Here is a 21700-nt window from a genome sequence, read left to right as displayed (position 1 = left end):
TATTGGTGCAAGCTATTATCCACATAGCGCAGGGCTTAGGCTACGTTACTGAGGCGAAGGGTTTCGGCCAGGGAGGTGGAATGGGGCGAGGGAGTGCGGTGCCAGCGGCCTTGGCTGCGCTGTTGGGCGGTGCGCTGGCAGGTTGGCTGGGGGCCGAGCGGGACGCCAACCTGGCGCTGGCACTGCTGATGGTGGCTGCCGTGATCGTGGCGACGATGCGCCCACGCTGGTGGATATGGCTGGCGCTGGTGGCACTGATGGTGCTGACCCTTCAGCTGGAGTGGGGCAAGCGACTGCCCGACGGCTTGAGCGGCCAGGACCTGACGCTGGAGGCCCGCGTGCTCCACGTGCAAAGAGAGGACGGCGGCAGCCAACGTTTGAGGCTGGCGGTAGAAGCGTGCCGCTCGCCGGAGTCCCTGCTGCCCTGTGATCGGCTGAAGCAAGTGCGGGTCAGCGCCTACTCGGCTTTTCCCTCGTCTGCCACCCAGTCCAGTGCGGTTTACGCCGTTGGCGAGCGCTGGCAGCTGACCGTTCGGCTACGCCCACCCAGAGGCTTTGCCAACCCCAACAGCTTTGACTATGCCCAGTGGCTGTGGCGTGAAGGTATTCATGCCACTGGCTATGTACGCAACGACCCTGCGCCCGAACGTTTGTCGGAGGCGCCTTTCCAACTACGTCAGCAGGCGGTGGACTACCTGGAGAGTACTGCGCCAGAGGCGCGTACCCAGCGCTGGCTGGCCGCGCTGACGCTGGGCGATAGCGACCAGCTGACGCAGCAGGACTGGGCGCTGTTGAATGCCACCGGCACCACGCACCTGGTGGTGATTTCCGGTTTGCACGTTGGCCTGGTGGCGTCCTTTGCGCTGCTGTTGGCCCGCTTGGCAGCACGGCTGATGACTCCCGGTGACTGGCGCCTGCGCGTCTGGCCCTGGTGGGTGGCGGGGGCGGCTGCCGTGGGCTATGCACTGCTGGCAGGGCTGGCACCTCCTGCCATGCGCGCCATGATCATGACCCTGCTGGGGCTATGGGTGTTGAGCGGGCGCCATGCGCCAGGCCCCTGGCAGGCCTGGTGGCTGGCCCTCGCCGTTATCGTGGTGGCCGACCCGCTCTCTCTATGGCGGCCCGGCTTGTGGCTGTCGTTCGTGGCGGTGGGCTGGCTGATCGTGATCTGGCAGGGGCGCCCTCGCCCTCGGGGTATCAAAGGCTGGTGCTGGGCGCTGCTGCGTTCCCAGCTGTTGCTGGCCCCGCTGATGGCGGCGGCGGTGCTGTTGGCATTTGGCCGAGTGGCGCCCGCGGCTCCGCTGGTCAATCTGTTGGCCGTACCTTGGGTCAGCTCGATCATGGTGCCTTCGGCGCTGCTGGGGTGGCTGCTCGCGCCGCTGCCGGGCATTGGGCTGGCAGCCTGGTGGGTGTTCGCACAGGCGCTGGCGCTGTTCCATTATCTACTGGAGGCCTCGCTGGCCCTGGCACCGCTGTGGCAGCCACCGCACGAGCACGTTTACCCGTTGGCACTGGCCTGGCTGCTGCTGGCGCTTGGCTGGGGATTGCCCGCCACGCCCAGCGGGGTGCGTATACTGGTTACGCTATTGGCGCTGAGCGCTCCCTGGTGGCCAAGTGAACGCGTCGAAGAGCGTCGGCTGGTCGTCACCGTGCACGATGTGGGGCAGGGCCAGCTGGTCGAGCTGCGCAGCGCCGGTTATCGGATGCTTTACGATACGGGGCCGCGTTTTCGCAGCGGTTTCATGCCCTTGCAAACGCTCTGGCCGCCTGGTCAGGCCTTCGACCTGGTGGTGGTCAGCCATGCCGATACCGACCACGCAGGCGGCGTCGAAGCGTTGCGGGACGAACATCAGGTGGCGGGCTGGCGTGCTCCGCTGGACGAGCCGCTGATCGTTGCCAGCACGCCCTGTGAGCAGGGCCAGCAGTGGCAGCAGGAGGGGATCATCTATCGTTTCCTCTGGCCCCCGGCAGGACATCAGCAGCTCTCTTCCAATGACCGCTCCTGCGTGCTGGAAGTCCTGGTGGGAGAGCATCGGCTGCTGATCACCGGTGATGTGGGGCGTCAGGTGGAACGCCACTTGCTGCCCTTGTTGGCCGGTGACGCCACGGTGCTGGTGGCGGGCCATCACGGCAGTCACACCAGCTCCGGTGTGCAGTTCGTCCGTGAAGCGATGCCTCGGCATGCCATCTTCAGTGCCGGACGTGATAATGCCTTCCAGCACCCGGCCGATGAGGTGGTACGGCGCTTCCGCCGCCAGCACAGCTGCCTGTGGAGTACCGCCCATGATGGCGCGGTGCGTATCCGCCTGGAACCGGGGGTGCCCGTGCAGATAGATACCCAGCGGCGTGTCCCCGGTGGCCAGAAGCGGTGTTGAAGCGGGCCACCATAGGGTAGAATCGCCCCCACTGCACACTACTGCCGGGAGCGCGTGTGACTGATTCAGGTTGGGTACTCTATAAACGCTTGTTGAGTTATGTGAAGCCACACTGGCGTGCTTTTTCGCTGGCCGTGGTCGGGTTTCTGATTTACGCCGCGTCCAGCACTGCGCTGGCCGAGATGATGAAGCGCCTCATCGATGGCATTCAGAATCCCGATGCCGCGTTTCGGCTTTTCCTGCCCTTGTTCGTCGTGCTGATGTTCGCAGCCCGAGGGTTGGGCACTTTCCTCAGTACTTACTTCATGGCCTACGTAGGGCGCTATATGATTCATACGCTGCGCTGTAACGTATTCGATCACATGCTGCATCTGCCGGGGCGCTTCTTCGATCACCACTCCAGCGGGCATCTGGTGTCCCGGGTGACCTACCATGTCGAGCAGGTTGCCGGGGCAGCGACCAACGCGGTGACCATCATTCTCCGTGAAGGACTCTTCGTGGTGGGCCTGATTGGCTACCTGTTCTGGACCAACTGGATGCTCACTCTGCTGTTCATGGGCGTGACGCCGTTGATTGCCGGTGTGGTGAGTTACGTCAGCAAGCGCTTTCGACGCATCTCCAAGCGCATTCAGCACTCCATGGGCGATGTGACGCACGTGGCTTCGGAAGCTCTCTCGGGGTATCGCGTGGTGCGCACCCATGGTGCCGAAGCCTATGAAAAGCAGCGCTTCGAACGTGTCAGCGAAGAGAATCGTCGGCAAAGCATGAAAGAAGCCATGACCCGAGCGGTCAGCTCGCCGGTGATTCTGATGCTGGTGGCCATTTCCATGGCCCTGCTGGTATGGCTGGCCATGGCCCCTCGTCTGATGGCCAACATGACGCCCGGTGAGTTCGTTGCCTTCATTACTGCCGCTGCGCTGATGATCAAGCCGGTACGTCAGCTCACTGAAGTGAACAGTGAGATTCAGAAGGGCATTGCTGCTGCTGCCGAGCTGTTCGGTCTCATGGACCTGACCCCGGAGCGCGATGAGGGCGACGTGGTGCCGAGCCGTTTGGCTGGCGAGGTGGTCATCGACCATGTCAGCTTCCGCTACGCCGACGACCAGCCCAACGTGCTGCACGATATTCAGCTGCGCGTCGCTCCCGGCGAATTGGTCGCTATCGTAGGGCGCTCGGGAAGCGGCAAGTCTACCCTGGTGAGCCTGTTGCCGCGCTTCTATCGACCCACCGAAGGCCAGATCCTGATCGATGGCATCGATGCCGACCGCTACGCGCTGGGGCCGCTGCGGCAGCAGATAGCGCTGGTTTCCCAGCAGGTCACCCTGTTCAATGCCACCATCGCCGACAATATCGCGTATGGCGTGGAAAATCCGGACATGGCCGCCGTGAAAGCTGCCGCAGAAGCCGCCTACGCCAGTGAGTTCATCGAGAAACTGCCGGAAGGCTATCTCACCGTGGTAGGCGAAAATGGGGTCATGCTCTCGGGCGGGCAGCGCCAGCGGTTGGCGATTGCCCGAGCCATCTTCAAGGATGCGCCGATTCTGATTCTGGACGAGGCTACGTCGGCGCTGGATACCGAATCCGAACGCTATATCCAGAAAGCCCTGGAGCGGGTCTGTGAGGGGCGCACCACGCTGGTGATCGCCCACCGCCTGTCGACCATCGAGCGTGCCGACCGCATTCTGGTCATGGACCAGGGGCGTATCGTGGAGCAGGGCACCCATCAGGCGCTGCTGGAAAAGTCAGGTGCTTATGCGGCCCTGCACCAGCTTCAGTTTCAGGAGCACGAGTGAGCCTGGCGAAGCGCTGGCTCGACGCCGCCTACGGCGGAAGCCCGTGGCTGGCGCCGCTGTTTCCGTTAGGCAATTTATACCGTTATCTTATGCGTCGTCGAGCGCGTGAATACCGACGGGGGCGTAAGCCCGTCTGGCGGGCGGAGGTGCCGGTGATCGTGGTGGGCAATATCACCCTGGGCGGCACCGGCAAGTCACCGCTGGTGGCCTGGTTGGGGCGCTGGCTGGTCGCGCAGGGCTACTCGCCAGGCATCGTGACCCGGGGGTATGGCGGCACCGCACCCCATTATCCGCTTCACGTCACGCCCACCACGGACCCCGCGCATAGCGGTGACGAACCGCTCATGCTGGTTCAGCAGACCGGACTGCCCGTCATCGCAGACCCGCAGCGGGTTCGGGGCGCCCGAGCGCTGGTCGAGATGGGCTGCGATGTCGTGATCAGCGATGACGGCTTGCAACACCTGGCACTGGGGCGCGATATTGAACTGGTGGTGGTCGATGGCAGCCGTGGGCTGGGCAACCAGCGCTGCCTGCCTGCAGGACCGCTGCGCGAAGGCGTTGCTCGCTTGCAACAAGTGGATGCGGTGATCGTCAATGGCACGCTGACGGCTCCCTTGCCGGTGCCTTCGGTGGCCATGCAACTGGTACCTCAAGGCTGGCGCAAGCTGGCCAGTGGCCAGCACTACCCGCTGGCTCCCTTGCCCTTTACGCTGCCAGCACATGCGCTGGCGGGGATCGGCAACCCGCAGCGCTTTTTCAAGACCCTCGAAACGCTGGGGGTCCATGGGGAACAGCACCCCTTGGCGGATCATCACGCTTTCGATGAGCGAACCTTCAAGCCCATGGCCTTCGGGCCGGTGGTCATGACGGCCAAGGATGCGGTCAAATGCCGTGAGCTGGCCCCGGCGGACAGCTGGGTGCTGGAGGTGGAAGCACGGCTTCCAGAAGAGTTTGAAGATTGGCTGGCTTCCAGGCTGGCAGAACTGACACAAAGGGGAAGCACCGATGGATAAGGAACTGTTGGCAATGCTGGTTTGCCCGCTCTGCAACGGCAAGCTGAAGTATCAGCGCGACGCACAGGAGCTGTGCTGCCACTATGATGGTCTGGCCTATCCCATCCGAGACGGGATTCCGGTGATGCTGCCTGAAGAAGCGCGGCAGATGGACGCCGATGAGAAACTGGCCACTTCACCTGGCCGTACCGGGGAGGTGTGATGGGCTCTGCGGCGCAATTCATCGCGGTCGTCCCGGCACGGTTCGGCTCTTCACGGCTGCCTGGCAAGCCGCTTCTGGATATCGCCGGTGAGCCCATGGTGGCCCACGTATGGCGCCGTGCCTGCGAGAGCCAGGCGCAGCGAGTCATCGTGGCCACTGACGACGAGCGTATCCGTGACGCCATGCAGGCCTACGGCGCGGAAGTGGTCATGACTCGGGCCGACCATCCCTCCGGCACGGACCGGCTGGCCGAAGTGGCCGAACAGCTCTCACTGGCGGGTGACACGCTGGTCGTCAACGTGCAGGGTGATGAGCCATTGATTCCTCCCGTGTTGATCGACCAGGTAGCCCAGCGGCTGGCAGACGATCCTGAGGCGGCCATGGCCACTTTGGCCGAGCCCATCGGCGATGTGGATACGCTATTCAACCCCAATGTGGTCAAGGTGGTGCGTTCACTGCAAGGGCGCGCGCTCTATTTTTCCCGAGCGCCGATCCCTTGGGACAGAGAGCAGTTCAAGACTCAGCCCGATTTGCTCACCACCGATGCCTGGCTGCGCCATATTGGCATCTACGCTTATCGTGCCAGCTTTCTGGCCACCTACCGTGATCTGACGGCGTCCAGCCTGGAGCAGTTGGAACAGCTCGAGCAGCTGCGTGTATTGCAGCACGGTCATGCCATTCAGGTGGCGCTGGCCGCGGCGGCGAACCCGGCGGGGGTCGATACCCCTGAGGACCTGACACGGGTACGCGCCTTGTTGACCTCATCGGAGGATCGTTCATGAAGCGCGTGCTGTTCGTCTGTTTAGGCAATATTTGCCGCTCGCCCACGGCGGAAGGCGTTTTTCAGCAGGCCGTGGTGCGAGCAGGGCTGGATGGCCGCGTCACCATCGACTCCTGCGGAGTAGGTGACTGGCACGTGGGGAAAGCCCCAGACCCCCGCTCCCAGGCGGCGGCGCGTCAACGAGGTATCGAGATTGGCCATCTTCGCGCTCGCCAATTGAAAGTCAGTGACTTCCACGAGTTCGACTACGTGCTGGGCATGGATCGCGAAAACCTCGCCGCCATGCGTGCTCTGCAACCGGCCAATAGTCAGGCCCAAGTAGGGCTGCTGCTCGATTACGCCGGGCTGCCGCAGAGCGATGTGCCTGACCCCTATTACGGTGGCGACGACGGGTTCGAGCAAGTGCTGGACTTGATCGAGCGTGCATCGCAGGGTCTGCTCGATGAGTTGCAGCGTGAACGCTAGCGCTGTCTCCCGTCCTGACGTCCTGATGGCATCCTGGGATCTGACCCAGGCCAATACGCTGCGCTTGCCCTGTGTGGCCGAACAGTACGCGGCGCCGACCACGCTGGCGGCGTTGCAGGACGTGTTGCATCAGGCACGGCAGCAGCGGAGGCCGATGACGTTGCTCGGGGGGGGCAGTAACGTCCTGTTGCCGAGCCAGTTGTCAGGAGTGGTCATTCGTCCTTCGCTCCAGCAGTGGTGGTTGGAGCGGCGTGGCCGGGAGGTGTTGGCCTACGTAGGGGCGGGAGTGAATTGGCACGCACTGGTGATGGCGCTGGCGGCGCGTGGCCTGTGGGGCTGTGAGAATCTGGCGCTGATCCCCGGTGACTGTGGGGCCGCTCCGGTGCAGAACATAGGTGCCTATGGTGTCGAACTGGCCGACGTGCTGGCGGCGGTGCAGGTGGTCGAACTGGCCACTGGGGAAGTGCGCTGGCTGGATGCCGAGGCGTGTCAGTTTGGTTATCGAGACAGTCTCTTCAAACGTGAGTTGGCAGGCAAGGTGGTCATTACGCAGCTCGTCTTGCGGCTCTCGGAAACGCCCAATCCTCAATTGGGGTATGGCGACCTGGCCGCACGGGTGTCTGCCGCGCCTGACCCGCTGGAGGTGGCGCGTGCGGTCTGCGCCATTCGCCAGCAGAAACTGCCGGACCCCGCCGTGCTGGCCAATGCCGGCAGCTTCTTCAAGAACCCGCTCGTGAGCAGTGACCATGCCCAGCGGCTATTGAACGACTATCCTGGTATGCCGCATTTTCCCCAGCCCGATGGGCAGGTGAAACTGGCGGCCGGATGGCTGATCGATCAGTGTGGCCTGAAAGGGCACCGCCAGGGGGCGTTTGGCGTGCACCAGCACCAGGCGCTGGTGCTGGTGCACTTTGGTGGCGGTAACCGTGCAGAGCTGCTGGCGTTTGCGGATGTCGTTGCAGATGCGGTCGCTGAACGTTTTGGCGTCAGGCTGGAAGCGGAGCCACGAGTGATCTCTTCACGCTAGCGCATAAAAAACCCCGCCGAAGCGGGGTTTTTTTACGGCTGTCAGCATTACTCGGGGGAGTTTTGCTGGGCCTGCTGCTTGCGCTGTTCACGCGGGTCATTATGAGCCCGGCGGCGGCGACGACGTGGCTTGGAGGCCTCTTCGTCAGCGGCAGGCTCGCCACTGGTGTTGGCGTCGGCCGCTGCTTGAGAGGCTTCGGGGGCTTTCTCTGCTGCTGCGTTTTGTGCAGCAGGCGTCGAACGCTCCTGAGTCGCTTCCGTGGGCGCTTGCTCCTCGGCCGTGGCGGGCTTTTCCTCAGTGGTGACGGAAGATTGCGCTTCAGTGGCTGCTGAGGTGTCTTCTGCTGCTACTGCGGAAGACGCTTTTGAAGGCTCTTCCTCAACGGCTGCTGAGACTTTTTCTTCAACCACCGCCGAAGATTTCTCTTCAACCACCGCCGAAGGCTCTTTCTCTACTACCGCTGAAGGCTCTTCAGTAGTGGCGGAAGATTGGCCCTCATCGGCAGAAGGTGCTTCTGCCACGGTCGTTGAGGGCTTGTCTTCAGAAACCGCTGAGGGCTTTTCTGCGAACGCCGCTGAGGGCTCTTTCTCTACCGCCGCTGGAGGCTCTTGAGCCGTCGCCGAGGTTGGTTGTTCCTCGCGTGGCGCTTTCGGCTCTTCTGTGGCCGCAGCGGGCTGCTCATGGGTGGCCGCCGGTGTCTGAGGCTCCATGGCGGATGCGGCGGGGGTGCCGTTGTCGTTTCCAGACGCGTTGGCTTCCTTGGCCGCTTCGTCGCGAATGGCAGGTTGACGGCGCTGGCGCGTTGACTTGCGTGCTTTGTCGGCATTGCTGGCGCGAGCGGTGGCCGTGGTGTCCTCTGCCGCGGCCTCTTCGGTGGCCTCCTGACGTGTGTCAGTGTGCGCTTCTGCCGCTTCGCCTGGCGATTGAGCCGCGGGCTCTTGCGTGGCTGTCTCTTGGGCAGCGGTTGCTTGAGTCGCCGTTTCTGACGCTGACGCGGCTTTCTTTGCAGGCGTTTCAGCGTCTGCCGCCGCTGGGGCAGGGGCTTCCTCGGGTGCCTGCTGGGCTTCTGCCTGGAGCTTCAACTGCTCGGCTTCAGCCTGTGGGCTCAGTGCCTGCTTGCGTGAACGCTGGCGCGGGTTGTTGCGCGTGCGCTTCGGTTTGCCGTCATCCTTTTGCGGCTCGTCCTGCTGAACGGCCTCCGAGCGGCTATCGTCGTGCTTGGGTTTGTTGTCGCGGGGTTTCTCGCGACGCTGTTCCGGCTGCGGTGCGCTGCTGGCAGCATCGTTCTGCGACGACTCCTTGGCAGTCTCTTTCTGACGCGGGTTGCGGGGCGTGCTTTCCTGAGCCCGGCCATCTTCCTGCTGCGGATGACGGCGACGGTTGCGTGTGCGGCTAGGGCCGCTGCGCTTGTCGTTGGCGTCGTCGTTGCGGGCAGCAGGTGCCTTGGCGGTCTCGTTGCGCTGGTCGCGTGAGGCGCTGTTTTCCTGACGCTCGGGTGCTGAACGCTCCTGGGGCTGGCGCTCCTGAGACTGGCGCTCTTGCGCAGGCTTCTGGCGACGCTCATTGCGCGGCGGGCGGCTTGGGGCTGCCGGCTGCTCGGGCTTGCGGTTCGTCGAGCTGGCTTCCTGGGAGGCCGTCGTGCTGGTCTCATCGCCACCCAGCAGTTTGGCAAAACCGCGAATGAAGCGGCCCAGTACGCTGGGCTGTTCCACGGGCGCCACGGCTGCGGCTGGTTTGGCGGGCGCTTCTTCGGTTTGCAGCGACTCGGGGGCCGGAGCGTTGTGAGCGATGCTCTTGACCGCGGCTTCTGCCCGCTGAGCCGGAGCCGCGAAGCTGGGAGGCGGCTCTTTGCCAATCTCGGTGTCCGTGGAAAGCTCGAAGCTCGACAGGGTGTGGCTGTCGTCTTCGTCCAGGTGGTCATCGCGCAGGCGCTGAACGTCGTAGTGCGGGGTGTCCATGTCCGGGCTGGGCAGAATGACCACGCGTACGCCCTGGCGTGACTCGATATCCGCCAGCACGCTGCGCTTTTCGTTGAGCAGATAAGTGGCGACCGGCACGGGCAGGATGGCGCGGATCTGGGCGCTGCGCTCTTTCATGGCCTCTTCTTCGATCAGGCGCATGATAGAGAGCGACAGCGAGCGCACATCGCGGATGGTGCCCTGGCCGTTACAGCGCGGGCAGACCACGCCGCTGGTTTCACCCAGCGAGGGGCGCAGACGTTGGCGCGACATTTCCATCAGGCCGAAGCGCGAAATGCGGCCGATCTGTACGCGGGCGCGATCCAGCTTGAGCGCATCACGCATGCGGTTTTCGACTTCACGCTGGTTGCGGGCAGGGCCCATGTCGATGAAATCGATGACCACTAGCCCACCGATGTCGCGCAGGCGGAGCTGGCGAGCAATCTCGTCGGCGGCTTCGGTGTTGGTCTGCAGGGCGGTCTCTTCGATATCGCTGCCGCGGGTGGCGCGGGCCGAGTTGATGTCGATGGAGACCAGCGCTTCGGTGTGATCGATGACGATGGAGCCGCCGGAGGGCAGCTTCACTTCCCGCTGGTAGGCCGTTTCGATTTGAGATTCGATCTGGAAGCGCGAGAACAGCGGCACTTCATCGGCATACAGCTTGATCTTTTGCTGGTAGGAAGGCATCACCTGGCGGATGAACGCCAGCGCCTCGGCGTGGATGTCGGGGCTGTCGATCAACACCTCGCCAATGTCCTGGCGCAGGTAGTCGCGCATGGCGCGGATGATGACATTGGATTCGCGGTAGATCAAAAAAGGCGCAGGGCGCTTGGCGGACTCGGTGGTGATCGATTCCCACACCTGTACCAGGTAGTCCAGGTCCCACTGCAGCTCCTCGGAGCTGCGGCCAATGCCGGCGGTACGCACGATCAGGCCCATCTTGTCGGGTACCGTCAGCTGGCCCATGGCATCCTTGAGCTGGCTGCGGTCATCGCCTTCGATACGGCGCGATATGCCACCGGCACGAGGGTTGTTGGGCATCAGTACCAAAAAGCGTCCGGCCAGGCTGATGAAGGTGGTCAGGGCAGCGCCCTTGTTGCCACGCTCTTCCTTGTCTACCTGGACGATGACTTCCTGGCCCTCTTTCAATACTTCCTTGATGTTGGGGCGGCCCGAAACATCCTTGATGAAGTATTCGCGAGAGATCTCTTTCAGCGGCAGAAAGCCGTGGCGCTCGGCGCCAAAGTCGACGAAGGCGGCTTCGAGGGAGGGCTCTACCCGGGTGATTTTGCCCCGGTAGATGTTGGCTTTCTTCTGTTCGCGTGCGCCGGACTCGATATCCAGATCGTAAAGGCGCTGTCCGTCTACCAGGGCGACCCGCAGCTCTTCGGGCTGGGTCGCATTAATAAGCATCCGTTTCATGTGGTCTCACGTAGCATGTCGTGCCGTCAAACGAGGAGTCGTCGACGAACCGCTGTGTGCTGCGTGCTTGTGCTCGGCGCATGGCTATGCTGACGCATCAAGCCGGGAAGGCATCGTAGCCGACCCGGCCAAATAGGGCGTTGAGTACGTGGCGGAGGCAGAACGTGTTTCGGTGGCTGTCACGTCCATCCGGCTCTGCTGACACCGCCTACACCTGGCATTCATCGATTCGTCAACGCCGGCTGTCGGCACAGCGTTGATCTTTGCGCCCCGGCATGACAGCGCCTTGTGACGAATAAGGTAACTGCCTGGTAGGGGCGTAACGTTTTTTTGCCAGTCGTGGCTGGCGATATTCTTTTCCCTCTGCCGCGGTCAGGCGACAGAGTTGCTGCATTTCATTACGTAGGAAGCAGGCAATGCGTACACTGCCGAAGGCTCCGTTGCTCTGACCTGCATGTTGGTCGGGCAGGTGCCTAGGCTGACGTGACGGACAATTCGCTAGACGACAATTTGCCATGCAAGGCGGCTTATTGCGTTTCAGATCAGCAAGTCACGTTGGCCGATGAGCGTCTTGGAATATAACAGTAAAGAGAAGCGCCAGCAATTGACGCAATGGGGTAAGGTCTACGCTAGAATGCCGCTTTTCAATCAAGGTCACTGGCCATCATGTGGCGTGGATGACACTAGGAGTGCACGGTAATGTCCGAAGGGCGTGAAGTACAGTGGGTGGAAATCGCCCCGGAGCAGGCGGGTCAACGAATCGACAATTTTCTCATGACTCGATTGAAGGGCGCTCCACGGGCGCTGATCTACCGTATCGTGCGCAAGGGTGAAGTTCGAGTGAACAAGAAACGCGTGAAAGTGGACTATCGCCTGCAGGGGGGAGACCTCGTCCGCGTACCACCTCTGCGCCTGGCACCCAAGGAGGCGGTCAAGGAGGTCAGCGATAACCTGCGCGACGTGTTGGTGGGTAGTGTCATCATGGAAGGGCCGGACTGGATGGTGTTGAACAAGCCTTCTGGCTTGGCGGTGCATGGTGGGAGTGGCGTCAAGATCGGTCTGATCGAGGCATTGCGTCAGGTGCGTGACGACTTGAGCTTTCTCGAGCTGGTCCATCGTCTGGATCGTGACACCTCAGGATGCCTGCTGTTGGCCAAGTCGCGTGAGGCGCTGGTGACCCTCAACGAGGCGCTCAAGAAGCACGGTATGGACAAGCGCTACCTGGCGTTGGTGGCAGGGCGCTGGCCTGCCAGAAAGACCTATGAAAGTGCTCGGCTGGACCGTTTCGATGCTGGAAATGGCGAGCGCCGTGTACGGGTGGATCCCAACGGCAAGGTGTCGCGTACTCACTTTTCCGTTGTGGAAACCTTCGAGAAAGTGACGCTCATCGAGGCCGAGCCGGTGACTGGGCGTACCCATCAGATTCGTGTGCACGCTGCTCACGCGGGGCACGCTTTGCTGGGCGATGACAAATACGCGACGCGTGAAAGCGAACTGCTCTCCAGGCAGCTGGGTTTGGGGCGCTTGTTCCTGCATGCGCGCTCATTGACCTTTCCCGAGCCTGGTAACGGTCGTCCGGTGACGGTCAAGGCGCCACTGCCTGAAGCGCTGGAAGAGACGCTGGCACGTGCGCGTCAGCCGAGCAAGTAGGGGGGAGCCTGATGCGTTACGAGCTGATCATCTTCGACTGGGATGGGACGCTGATGAATTCGGTGCCCAAGATCGTGTCGTGCATGCATGCCGCTGCGGCGGATGTACGCTGGCCGCCCCTGGAAGACAGCGCCATCGAAAACATCATTGGTCTTGGCCTGCCTGAAGCCATTGCAACGCTGTGTCCGGGCATCTCTCCGGAGCAGGCAGAGTGCTTGCGCCAGCGCTACTCGCATCACTTTGTGAGTGGCGACACGACGCCCATGCCTTTTTTCAACGGTGTCGAGGAGCAGTTGGCCAGGCTGCGCCAGCGTCCCCGGCAGCGGCTGGCCGTGGCCACGGGCAAGAGTCGTCGCGGCCTGGATCGTGTCTTTCGAGAAACCGATAGCGGCCAGTGGTTCGATGCCAGTCGTACCGCAGACGAAACCCGCTCCAAACCCCATCCGCAGATGCTGCTGGAGCTGCTCGCCGAGCTTAATACGCCGGTAGAGCGTGCGGTGATGGTGGGGGATACCGAATACGACCTGGAAATGGCACGCGCCATCGGCATGGATCGGGTCGGTGTGACCTATGGGGTGCACTCTCCCGAGCGGCTGGCGGCGTGCCAGCCTGTCTGGATGACGGATGACATTCCCACGCTGTTTGAATGGTTGCATGGCTGACGCTGGGTGATAGCGGGGCTGAGTTCTATATGGCTACTCTGTATAGCCACTTGTACCTGGCCACTTTTAATCCTGGATCAGGGAAACAGACAGCATGAGGGGAAATCAAAATCATGAGGGAAATAGTATGAGCGACGATCAGTCCCGCGATAGAGAGCAAGGCAGCCCCTCCCGCGAAGAGCCGTCGGTCAGCGAGCAGGATCCTTGGACGCAGGGGCCGCAAGTCGACGCGACCGCGTCGAAAGCATCGGCCGCAGGTGAGCCGAGCGACGATGCCGAAACGCTGCGCGAACGTCAGCGTCTGGCCCAGCTGGAAATGATGGACCGCTGGATTGGTGGCGTCTTGACCGAGCAGCGTCGGGCGCGGCGGTGGAAGCTGTTTTTCCGTTTCGTCGTATTGATGCTGGTGCTGGTGTCGATCACCACGACGCTTTACCGCGTGTTCGTCGCAGAGCCGGCCTCAAGCGTGCCGGAGCAGCAGCATCTGGCGTTGGTCGAGGTGCAGGGCGTCATTGCCAGTGATGCGCCCGCCAATGCCGAACGCATCATTCGCGGCTTGAATCGTGCCTGGGAGAGCGAGAGCGCGGCGGCAGTCGTGCTGCATATCGACAGCCCCGGCGGGAGCCCGGTGCAATCCCAGCGCATCCATGCGGAAATCATGCGGCTGCGTGACCTGGGAGACAAACCCATCCTGGCGGTCATCGAAGACGTGGGGGCCAGCGGTGCCTACTATATCGCGTCGGCGGCGGATGAGATCATTGCCTCTCCCGCCAGCCTGGTGGGTTCCATAGGCGTCATCTACGCAGGCTTTGGTTTCCAGGAGGCGATCGGTCGGCTGGGCGTGGAGCGGCGTGTCATGACCGCTGGTGAGAACAAGGCGTTTCTTGATCCGTTCCAGCCGCTCGATGAGGAGGTGGTTCAGTTCTGGCAAACGGTGCTGGCGCAGACCCATGAGCAGTTCATGGCAGACGTCCGGGCCGGGAGAGGCGAGCGATTGAGTGGCGATCCTGAGATTTTTTCCGGGCTGGTATGGAGCGGTGAGCAGGCGCTGGCGCTGGGGCTGGTGGATGAGCTGGCCAGTCTCGAGCAAGTGGCGCGAGCGCGTATCGGAGAAGCCGAGTGGGAGAATTACACGCCTCGGCTGGACCCCTTCGAGCGCCTGACGCGTCGTTTCACCCAGGCGGCAGCGGAAGTGCTGGGGGTGGAAAGCGCCCGCTCGCCGCTGCGCTTCCAGGCCCCCTAGTGGTAAGCCTCCAGATCGTGACTATGCTGCACCGAGCGGGTCCAGGCCTGCCTGGCGCAGCATGTCGCAAAGAGCGATCAACGGCAGGCCGATGAGCGCATTGGGGTCGCGTCCTTCCAGGCGCTCGAACAGCGTGATGCCGAGTCCTTCCATGCGAAAGCTGCCCGCACTGTCCAGCGGTTGCTCCAGGGCGACATAGCGTTCGATTTCGGCATCGCGCAGGTGGCGAAACACGACATCGAACGTCTCGATATGCACCAGGTGGCGCTGCTGGCGGGTATCCAGTAGTGCCAGGCCTGTCAGGAAGCTGACGCGCTGGCCTGAAAAGCGTTTCAGGTTGGCGCAGGCGCGCTCGGCGGTATGAGGCTTGCCCAGCATGTCGCCTTCGAACAGCGCAATTTGATCCGACCCGATGATGCAGTGTGCCGGAAACGATTCGGCGACGGCGTGTGCCTTGCTCAGCGATAGTCGATGCACCAGGGCTTCTGGTGTTTCATGGGGCAGCGGTGTCTCATCGATATCCGGCGATTGGCACTGATAGGGTAGCTGTAATCGGTCGAGCAGGGCTTGTCGCGAGCGTGAGCTGGAGGCCAGTACCAGCGTGGCATTGGGGGCGAGGGGCACGATACTCTCCTGTGAAGGGCAAGATTTGGGTGATCGAAAAGAAAAAACGCATCGCGGACAGTGTAGCGAAAAGCCTTGGCGCATGCCTGCAGAGGCTGTCTGCGAACAGAAACTGTCAAGAAATATGCCGCTGGCTTTGACACCGGCGGGGCGAGTGCCTATCATTGCGCGCCTATGTTGACCTCACAACTCCCCAGCCGGGTTGAGCCTTATAAGCTTGCAGCCCGCCGCGAACGACTCGAAGGCCTGGTAGCGTTGAACAAGCTGCCTCGTCTGGCTGAAGAAGCCGGTGACCAAACGGGTGACTGCCACGTCACTCTTGAGTTTGGTGTCGATGCCCAAGGTCGTCGCGAAATTCGTGGTTCCCTGAAAGCGACCTTGGCGCTGCCTTGTCGTCGTTGTCTGGTGCCGCTGAGCCAAGACGTGTCGAGTGAATTCCTTCTGGGAATGATTTCAGACGAAGCGTTGGCTGCCGAGCTGCCTGCCAGTCATGAGCCTGTGCTGGTGGAAAACGAACAGCTGGACTTGCTGACGGTAATCGAGGATGAGTTGATCCTCAGCTTGCCGCAGGTGGTCTATCACGATGAGACCGAATGCCATGTCTCGGCGGAGCAGCTGGTCAGCAAGACCGAAGGCGCAGCGGACGAGTCCGCTCCTGCCAAAAACCCTTTCGCGGTGCTCAATGCTTTGAAAAGCAGTGGCGCTTTGAAAGGCAAAAAGTAAGCATCACTTACCCTACATACCTTGGAGTAAACACCCATGGCAGTTCAACAGAACCGTAAAACTCGTTCCAAGCGCGGTATGCGTCGTAGCCACGATGCGCTGAGCGCCCCGACCCTGTCTCAGGACAAGGAAACCGGCACGACTCACCTGCGTCACCACGTTTCTCCGGACGGTTTCTACCGTGGTCGCAAGGTGGTTGAGGTTTAAGCCTCTCTCGACCTTTCGCGCGGCCAGTCAGCGTGAGTGCAGTGCGCCTGGCGATTGATGTCATGGGGGGTGACCAAGGCCCCCGTGCCATTGTCGAAGGCTCTGCAAGAGCAGTGGTGGAAAATCCTGTTCTCGAACTTGCTCTGTTTGGCCCGCATCAGCGCATTGTCGCTGAGCTTTCGCGCTTGCCGCAGCCCTTGGCTGCGGCAGTGTCACGTTTGGCGGTCATCGACGCGCCTGATAGCGTGGCGCCCGACGCTACCGCCGCCTGGGCGTTGCGCCGCGGCCAGCACACCAGCATGGCCTCCATGCTGCGCCATGTGTCGGCTGGGCACGCCGTTGCGGGGGTCAGCGCAGGCAATACCGGAGCGCTGGTGGCGCTTGCAAGGCGTGAGCTGGGCATGCTTGCGGGGTTTTCCAGGCCAGCGATCAGCACCGCCATTCCTGCACGATCAGGGGGGCGTTGCTATCTGCTTGATCTGGGTGCCAACGTCGATTCCCCCGCAGAACGGTTGGTAGATTTTGCCGTCATGGGGGCGGCCATGGCGCAATGCATGGACGGTATCGAACGTCCGCGCGTGGCGTTATTGAACGTTGGCTCGGAAGCCACCAAGGGCAGTGCCACGGTGCGTGAAGCAGATGCCTTGATCCGCCGTTATGCAGACCCCGGTTTCGACTATTGCGGCTATGCTGAGGGGGGTGATGTCTTCCAGGGCGAGCTGGACGTGGTCGTGTGTGATGGCTTTGTCGGCAATGTGATGCTCAAGGCAAGTGAAGGTTTGACTCGTATGCTGGTCGAGCGTGTTCAGATGGCGTTTGAATCGCGCCTCACTGGGCGGCTGGCAAGTCTACTGGCCAAGCCTGTACTCAAGCGCCTCAAGCAAGAGCTGGATCCGGTGCGCTATAACGGAGCCAGCCTGCTTGGGTTGAAGCATATCGTGGTGAAAAGTCATGGCGGAGCCCAGGCAGACGGCTTTTATTATGCCATTTTGCGAGCGCTGCACGAGGTAGAGCAGGATTTGCCCACTCAGTTGGCAAAACGCTTTCGCTGATGCCGCCGTGATCGGATGACAATAAACGATATACGATTTTGCGGGTTATTGGAGGCAGCAGGAGATGCCGACACCCGTTGTCAAACGGGGACAATAGCTACGCCTATCGCTCAATTGAGCAAATGCCTACAAGAGCAAAGGTGAACGACATGTCTCAACCCCTTGCCCTCATTTTTCCCGGGCAGGGCTCTCAGCAGCTTGGAATGCTGCGAGAGCTGGCCGAGCGCTACAGCGTAGTGGGAACGACCTTTGAGGAAGCGTCAGATGCGTTGGGCTACGATTTGTGGAAAGTAGTCCAGGAAGGACCTGAAGATGCATTGAACGCGACCGCGTGCACCCAGCCGGCGCTGCTGACCTCCAGCGTGGCCATCTGGCGTGTATGGCAGGAGTTGGAAGGACCGCGCCCCAACATGATGGCAGGCCACAGCCTGGGCGAGTACAGTGCCATGGTGTGTGCCGGTGTCATGGGGTTTGCCGAGGGTGTGCAGCTGGTACGCCTGCGCGGTGAAGCCATGCAGCAGGCGGTGCCCGCTGGTCAGGGGGGGATGGCGGCCATCCTCGGGCTGGATGATCAGGCGGTAGAAGACGCCTGTGCGCAAGCAGCCCAGGGCGACGTGGTCGCTGCGGTCAACTACAATTCGCCTGGCCAGGTGGTCATCGCGGGCAGCAAGGCAGCCGTAGAGCGTGCTATCGTTGCCTGCCAGGAGGCGGGTGCCAAGCGTGCTCTGTCCCTGCCGGTCTCTGTGCCTTCGCACTGTGCTCTGATGAAGCCTGCGGCCGAGCAGTTGGCCGAGGCCATGCAGAACATGGAGCTGCGTGCCCCTCGCTACACGGTGGTTCAGAATGTAGATGCCCAGGCGCATGCCGATATCGATACCCTGCGCACGCGCCTGATCGAGCAGCTTTACCAGCCGGTGCGCTGGTCTGCTTGCGTCGAGGCGATGACCGAGCAAGGGGCGAGCGTGTTTATCGAGTGTGGCCCAGGCAAGGTGCTGACTGGTTTGAACAAGCGTATCGTGCGCAGTGCCAAGGGGTTGGCGGTGAATGACCCGGATAGCCTGGATGCCGCGCTGGAGCTCGCTCGCGAAGCGTTGGCAAACGGTGCGTGACCAGCGGTTGTTTTCTGCTACCTTTGCTAGTTTGGTGAAAGGATAAACGAAATGACGCAAGAAAAACGAGTGGCGCTGGTAACCGGTGCCAGCCGAGGCATCGGGCGAGCCATTGCGCATGAGCTAGGCCGCCAAGGGCGCATCGTGGTAGGTACTGCCACCAGTGAGTCGGGTGCCGAGAAGATCGATGCCGATCTCAAGGCCAATGGTATCGAAGGTGCAGGCCTGTGTCTGAACGTGACCGATCAGGCCAGCATCGATGAGGTGTTGAAGAGTATTGCCGAAGGCTTTGGTGCGCCGACCATTCTGGTCAACAATGCCGGTATCACTCGTGATAACCTGCTCATGCGCATGAAGGAAGAGGAGTGGGACTCCGTCATGGATACCAACCTCAAGTCCGTCTATCGTGTCAGTAAGGCTTGCTTGCGTGGCATGACCAAGGCTCGTTTTGGCCGTATCGTGTCGATTAGCTCGGTGGTGGCGACCATGGGTAACCTGGGTCAGACCAACTACGCGGCCGCCAAGGCAGGCATGGAAGGGTTCAGTCGTGCACTGGCCCGTGAAGTTGCCTCGCGTGCGATCACGGTCAATGCTGTGGCACCGGGTTTCATCGCCACCGACATGACCGAAGCGCTGCCGGAAGCGCAGCACGAGATGCTGCTCAAGCAGATTCCGCTCGCTCGCTTGGGTGGGCCGGAAGAGATCGCCGCCGCAGTGGGGTTCCTGACCAGTGATGCTGCAGGTTACATCACGGGTGAAACCCTGCATGTCAATGGCGGTATGAATATGCGTTGATGGCCTTGAGACTGGCGGTTGCGTCAGCTTGAGGGCGTCTATAAACTACCCCGCAGCTTTTGGCTTGCGGTTTCCAAATAGCTGGTTATCTCTAACGGCTAATGTGAACGACTGGAGTACGTTGATGAGTACTATTGAAGAGCGCGTTAAAAAAGTTGTGGCTGAGCGCCTGAACGTAAAAGAAGAAGATATCCAGAATAGCTCTTCTTTCACAGAAGACCTGGGTGCTGACTCTCTGGACACCGTTGAACTGGTGATGGCGCTTGAAGAGGAATTCGACACCGAGATCCCCGACGAAGAAGCCGAGAAGATCACCACGGTTCAGGAAGCCATCGACTACGTAAACGCCCACCAGTAAGGGCTCGGTCGACGCTGTGAACCAGGGTGGCAGGCTGCCACCCATGTTAAAAAAGCCGTCCTGATGTGGGGCGGCTTTTTTGCTTTGCAGTCACAATGAATATACCGTGCAATCTCCGTTATACTAGTCACCAATTTTGTGCTGCAAAATGACCCGGACGGGTCGTGTCACCATGGATGCCTGGAGGAAAACTGATGGCGCGGAGAAGGGTAGTGGTAACCGGGTTAGGCCTGGTGACCCCAGTGGGCAACAACGTGGCTGAATCGTGGGCGAATATCGTCGCCGGTAAAAGTGGAATCGCAGCCATCGAGCATTTCGATACCAGCGGTTTCAACACGCGGTTTGGCGGTTCGGTCAAGGACTTCGATATCAGCCCTTATCTGAATCCGAAAGATGCCCGCAAGATGGATCTATTCATTCAGTACGGCATGGCAGCCGGAGCCCAGGCCATTAAGGATTCTGGCATCGAGTGCACCGAAGAGAATGCCGAGCGGATTGGTGTGGCGGTAGGCTCGGGCATTGGCGGCCTGCCGATGATCGAGCAGAACCACAGTGCGCTGCTCAAGGGAGGCGCTCGTCGCGTGTCGCCGTTCTTCGTGCCCGGCTCTATCATCAATATGATTTCCGGCAACATGGCCATTCAGCACGGCTTCCGAGGTCCCAATATCGCGATTACCACGGCCTGCACGTCGGGTACTCACAATATCGGCTACAGTGCGCGTACCATCGCCTATGGCGATGCCGACGTGATGGTGTGTGGCGGGGCAGAAATGGCCACTACGCCCTTGGGCCTGGGGGGCTTCTCGGCGGCCCGCGCCTTGTCTACTCGCAATGACGACCCGCAAGCGGCCAGCCGCCCCTGGGATCGGGATCGCGATGGTTTCGTGCTGTCCGACGGGGCGGGCATACTGGTGCTGGAAGAGTACGAGCACGCCAAGGCGCGCGGCGCACGCATCTATGCGGAGCTGGCAGGCTTTGGCATGAGCGATGATGCCTATCACATGACCGCCCCGCCGGAAGATGGTCGAGGCGCTGCGCTCTCCATGAGCAACGCCATCAAGGACGCGGGTATCGACCCCTCCGAGGTGGACTATATCAATGCCCATGGTACCTCGACGGCCGCAGGCGACCTGGCCGAAAGCCGTGCCGTCGAGAAGGTGTTGGGCAGTGCTGCGCAAGACGTGGCGGTCAGCTCGACCAAATCCATGATTGGCCACTTGCTGGGTGCGGCCGGTGCGGTCGAGGCGGTGTTCAGTATTCTGGCGATTCGTGATCAGGTGGCACCGCCCACCATCAACCTGGATAACCCCCAGGAGGGCTGTCGTCTCGACTACGTGCCCCACACCGCCCGCGACATGCGCATCGATATCACGCTCTCCAACTCCTTCGGGTTTGGTGGCACCAATGGTTCGCTGCTGTTCAAGCGGGTATAGCGCGTCATGACCATGCCTTGGGTGCCGTTCGATGACCGAGGGCTGGCGTATGGGGATGGCCTGTTCGAAACGGTACTGCTGCGTGAAGGGCAGCCCGTGCTGTGGTCATACCATCAGGCAAGATTGGCCTTGGGGTGCCAGCGGCTTGGTATTCCGATGCCTGCGGATTCAGCGCTTGCCGATACGTGGAAAACCCCCGCAGAGGCACCTCTGGAGGTGCTCAAGGTCATCGTGACCCGGGGCAGTGGAGGGCGCGGCTACGCGCTTCCCGATCAAATAGCGCCGAGGCTACTGAGTCGCAGAACGCCTTTTGCTGCCAGCCCCGAGCGCTGGCAGCCGGGGGTGCGCGTGCGCTTATGCCAACTGCGGCTGGGTCACCAGCCGCAGTTGGCGGGCATCAAGCACTTGAACCGCCTCGAAAACGTGCTTGCCCGCCGGGAGTGGCAGGCAAGTACCATTGCTGAAGGGCTGCTACTCGATCACCGCGATCACGTCATCGAAGCGACCAGCATGAACCTGTTCTGGCAATCGGGTCAGGCGTTGTTGACGCCCTTCGTCGATGGCTGCGGCGTCGCAGGAACGCTGCGGGCTGCGCTACTGGAGCTGGGGCATGTCAGGGAGAGCAAGCTGCCTGTGAGCGCGCTCTCCAGCGTCGAGCGCCTTTGGGTGGGCAACTCTGTGCAAGGTGTGTGGCCCGTGTATCGGTTGGATGACCCGCAGGGCAGCATCTTGCGTACCTGGCCGGAGGTGCAAGGCCCCGACCCGTTACAGCAGGTGGCCCATCCGTTATTGGGCTATCCAGCCTGAA

The 21700-nt window shown here is 61.7% G+C and carries 20 protein-coding genes; 18 read left to right on the top strand and 2 right to left on the bottom strand.

Annotation, left to right across the window (positions count from 1 at the left end; all coding sequences use genetic code 11):
* Positions 1 to 80: 80 nt before the first annotated feature.
* Genes RVM27_RS02020 through murB form a run of 7 tightly spaced genes read left to right on the top strand, consistent with a single transcriptional unit; the run spans position 81 to position 7656 of the window.
* The gene (locus RVM27_RS02020; protein ID WP_287805751.1) at positions 81 to 2375 is read left to right on the top strand and encodes a DNA internalization-related competence protein ComEC/Rec2; all 2295 of its coding nucleotides are present in this window, start codon (positions 81 to 83) and stop codon (positions 2373 to 2375) included.
* Positions 2376 to 2431: 56 nt separating this feature from the next.
* Complete coding sequence (msbA, locus tag RVM27_RS02015) at positions 2432 to 4168, top strand: lipid A export permease/ATP-binding protein MsbA (protein ID WP_287805748.1); 1737 nt, start codon at positions 2432 to 2434, stop codon at positions 4166 to 4168.
* Positions 4165 to 5181, top strand: coding sequence for a tetraacyldisaccharide 4'-kinase (lpxK, locus tag RVM27_RS02010; RefSeq protein ID WP_287805745.1), 1017 nt, complete (start codon positions 4165 to 4167; stop codon positions 5179 to 5181). Before msbA ends, lpxK begins: the two co-directional genes overlap by 4 nt.
* On the top strand, positions 5174 to 5383 hold the full coding sequence (locus tag RVM27_RS02005; protein WP_026001654.1) for a Trm112 family protein: 210 nt from the start codon (positions 5174 to 5176) through the stop codon (positions 5381 to 5383). The genes lpxK and RVM27_RS02005 overlap by 8 nt, the downstream gene beginning before the upstream one ends.
* Complete coding sequence (gene kdsB / locus RVM27_RS02000; protein ID WP_287805741.1) at positions 5383 to 6165, top strand: 3-deoxy-manno-octulosonate cytidylyltransferase; 783 nt, start codon at positions 5383 to 5385, stop codon at positions 6163 to 6165. The genes RVM27_RS02005 and kdsB overlap by 1 nt, the downstream gene beginning before the upstream one ends.
* On the top strand, positions 6162 to 6629 hold the full coding sequence (locus RVM27_RS01995) for a low molecular weight protein-tyrosine-phosphatase (protein WP_287805738.1): 468 nt from the start codon (positions 6162 to 6164) through the stop codon (positions 6627 to 6629). Before kdsB ends, RVM27_RS01995 begins: the two co-directional genes overlap by 4 nt.
* A 25-nt stretch (positions 6630 to 6654) precedes the next feature.
* Positions 6655 to 7656 (top strand): UDP-N-acetylmuramate dehydrogenase, encoded by a 1002-nt coding sequence (gene murB / locus RVM27_RS01990; protein WP_287805782.1) that lies wholly within the window; start codon positions 6655 to 6657, stop codon positions 7654 to 7656.
* Positions 7657 to 7703: 47 nt separating this feature from the next.
* On the opposite strand, the gene rne is transcribed toward murB, so the two are convergent.
* Positions 7704 to 11036 carry a ribonuclease E domain-containing protein gene (rne, locus tag RVM27_RS01985; RefSeq protein ID WP_498957238.1) on the bottom strand — a complete coding sequence of 1111 codons (3333 nt, stop codon included), beginning with the start codon at positions 11034 to 11036 and terminating at the stop codon, positions 7704 to 7706.
* A gap of 699 nt (positions 11037 to 11735) precedes the next feature.
* On the opposite strand from rne, the gene RVM27_RS01980 reads away from it, so the two are divergent.
* The 3 genes from RVM27_RS01980 to sppA all read left to right on the top strand — a co-directional run bounded on the left by RVM27_RS01980 (position 11736) and on the right by sppA (position 14591).
* Positions 11736 to 12686, top strand: a complete 951-nt coding sequence (locus RVM27_RS01980; protein WP_039177310.1) for an RluA family pseudouridine synthase — start codon at positions 11736 to 11738, stop codon at positions 12684 to 12686.
* Positions 12687 to 12697: 11 nt separating this feature from the next.
* A complete protein-coding gene (locus RVM27_RS01975; RefSeq protein WP_498957237.1) occupies positions 12698 to 13348 on the top strand; it encodes an HAD family hydrolase in 651 nt (216 codons plus the stop codon).
* A 127-nt stretch (positions 13349 to 13475) separates the two neighbouring features.
* The gene (sppA, locus tag RVM27_RS01970; RefSeq protein WP_498957236.1) at positions 13476 to 14591 is read left to right on the top strand and encodes a S49 family peptidase; all 1116 of its coding nucleotides are present in this window, start codon (positions 13476 to 13478) and stop codon (positions 14589 to 14591) included.
* Between the two features lie 21 nt (positions 14592 to 14612).
* On the opposite strand, the gene RVM27_RS01965 is transcribed toward sppA, so the two are convergent.
* Complete coding sequence (locus RVM27_RS01965) at positions 14613 to 15215, bottom strand: Maf family protein (RefSeq protein ID WP_498957235.1); 603 nt, start codon at positions 15213 to 15215, stop codon at positions 14613 to 14615.
* A gap of 174 nt (positions 15216 to 15389) precedes the next feature.
* Between RVM27_RS01965 and RVM27_RS01960 the strand changes: the two genes are divergently transcribed.
* The 8 genes from RVM27_RS01960 to pabC all read left to right on the top strand — a co-directional run bounded on the left by RVM27_RS01960 (position 15390) and on the right by pabC (position 21699).
* Positions 15390 to 15938 carry a YceD family protein gene (locus tag RVM27_RS01960; RefSeq protein WP_039177300.1) on the top strand — a complete coding sequence of 183 codons (549 nt, stop codon included), beginning with the start codon at positions 15390 to 15392 and terminating at the stop codon, positions 15936 to 15938.
* Positions 15939 to 15974: 36 nt separating this feature from the next.
* Positions 15975 to 16145 (top strand): 50S ribosomal protein L32, encoded by a 171-nt coding sequence (rpmF, locus tag RVM27_RS01955; protein WP_009099300.1) that lies wholly within the window; start codon positions 15975 to 15977, stop codon positions 16143 to 16145.
* Positions 16146 to 16186: 41 nt separating this feature from the next.
* Positions 16187 to 17197, top strand: coding sequence for a phosphate acyltransferase (gene plsX, locus RVM27_RS01950; RefSeq protein WP_498957740.1), 1011 nt, complete (start codon positions 16187 to 16189; stop codon positions 17195 to 17197).
* Between the two features lie 149 nt (positions 17198 to 17346).
* Positions 17347 to 18306, top strand: coding sequence for an ACP S-malonyltransferase (gene fabD, locus RVM27_RS01945; protein WP_498957234.1), 960 nt, complete (start codon positions 17347 to 17349; stop codon positions 18304 to 18306).
* Between the two features lie 51 nt (positions 18307 to 18357).
* The gene (fabG, locus tag RVM27_RS01940) at positions 18358 to 19101 is read left to right on the top strand and encodes a 3-oxoacyl-ACP reductase family protein (protein ID WP_498957233.1); all 744 of its coding nucleotides are present in this window, start codon (positions 18358 to 18360) and stop codon (positions 19099 to 19101) included.
* A gap of 124 nt (positions 19102 to 19225) precedes the next feature.
* Entirely contained in the window at positions 19226 to 19459 is a 234-nt protein-coding gene (gene acpP / locus RVM27_RS01935; RefSeq protein ID WP_008956801.1) for an acyl carrier protein, read from the top strand.
* A gap of 194 nt (positions 19460 to 19653) precedes the next feature.
* Complete coding sequence (fabF, locus tag RVM27_RS01930) at positions 19654 to 20892, top strand: beta-ketoacyl-ACP synthase II (RefSeq protein ID WP_498957232.1); 1239 nt, start codon at positions 19654 to 19656, stop codon at positions 20890 to 20892.
* A 6-nt stretch (positions 20893 to 20898) separates the two neighbouring features.
* Positions 20899 to 21699 carry an aminotransferase class IV gene (gene pabC, locus RVM27_RS01925; RefSeq protein WP_498957231.1) on the top strand — a complete coding sequence of 267 codons (801 nt, stop codon included), beginning with the start codon at positions 20899 to 20901 and terminating at the stop codon, positions 21697 to 21699.
* Position 21700: the final 1 nt, after the last annotated feature.

The sequence above is a fragment of the Halomonas sp. KM007 genome (genome assembly GCF_050709225.1).
In the GTDB taxonomy this organism is placed as follows: domain Bacteria; phylum Pseudomonadota; class Gammaproteobacteria; order Pseudomonadales; family Halomonadaceae; genus Vreelandella; species Vreelandella hamiltonii.
This window is presented reverse-complemented; position numbering and strand designations above follow the sequence as displayed.

Excerpts from the sequence above, each read along its gene's own strand:
- kdsB (WP_287805741.1), top strand. The coding sequence starts at position 5,383 with ATGGGCTCTGCGGCGCAATTCATCGCGGTCGTCCCGGCACGGTTCGGC.
- rpmF (WP_009099300.1), top strand. The coding sequence starts at position 15,975 with ATGGCAGTTCAACAGAACCGTAAAACTCGTTCCAAGCGCGGTATGCGT.
- murB (WP_287805782.1), top strand. The coding sequence starts at position 6,655 with ATGGCATCCTGGGATCTGACCCAGGCCAATACGCTGCGCTTGCCCTGT.
- RVM27_RS01980 (WP_039177310.1), top strand. The coding sequence starts at position 11,736 with ATGTCCGAAGGGCGTGAAGTACAGTGGGTGGAAATCGCCCCGGAGCAG.
- RVM27_RS01960 (WP_039177300.1), top strand. The coding sequence starts at position 15,390 with ATGTTGACCTCACAACTCCCCAGCCGGGTTGAGCCTTATAAGCTTGCA.
- acpP (WP_008956801.1), top strand. The coding sequence starts at position 19,226 with ATGAGTACTATTGAAGAGCGCGTTAAAAAAGTTGTGGCTGAGCGCCTG.
- fabD (WP_498957234.1), top strand. The coding sequence starts at position 17,347 with ATGTCTCAACCCCTTGCCCTCATTTTTCCCGGGCAGGGCTCTCAGCAG.
- rne (WP_498957238.1), bottom strand. The coding sequence starts at position 11,036 with ATGAAACGGATGCTTATTAATGCGACCCAGCCCGAAGAGCTGCGGGTC.
- fabG (WP_498957233.1), top strand. The coding sequence starts at position 18,358 with ATGACGCAAGAAAAACGAGTGGCGCTGGTAACCGGTGCCAGCCGAGGC.
- pabC (WP_498957231.1), top strand. The coding sequence starts at position 20,899 with ATGACCATGCCTTGGGTGCCGTTCGATGACCGAGGGCTGGCGTATGGG.
- RVM27_RS02020 (WP_287805751.1), top strand. The coding sequence starts at position 81 with ATGGGGCGAGGGAGTGCGGTGCCAGCGGCCTTGGCTGCGCTGTTGGGC.
- fabF (WP_498957232.1), top strand. The coding sequence starts at position 19,654 with ATGGCGCGGAGAAGGGTAGTGGTAACCGGGTTAGGCCTGGTGACCCCA.
- sppA (WP_498957236.1), top strand. The coding sequence starts at position 13,476 with ATGAGCGACGATCAGTCCCGCGATAGAGAGCAAGGCAGCCCCTCCCGC.
- RVM27_RS01995 (WP_287805738.1), top strand. The coding sequence starts at position 6,162 with ATGAAGCGCGTGCTGTTCGTCTGTTTAGGCAATATTTGCCGCTCGCCC.
- RVM27_RS02005 (WP_026001654.1), top strand. The coding sequence starts at position 5,174 with ATGGATAAGGAACTGTTGGCAATGCTGGTTTGCCCGCTCTGCAACGGC.
- RVM27_RS01975 (WP_498957237.1), top strand. The coding sequence starts at position 12,698 with ATGCGTTACGAGCTGATCATCTTCGACTGGGATGGGACGCTGATGAAT.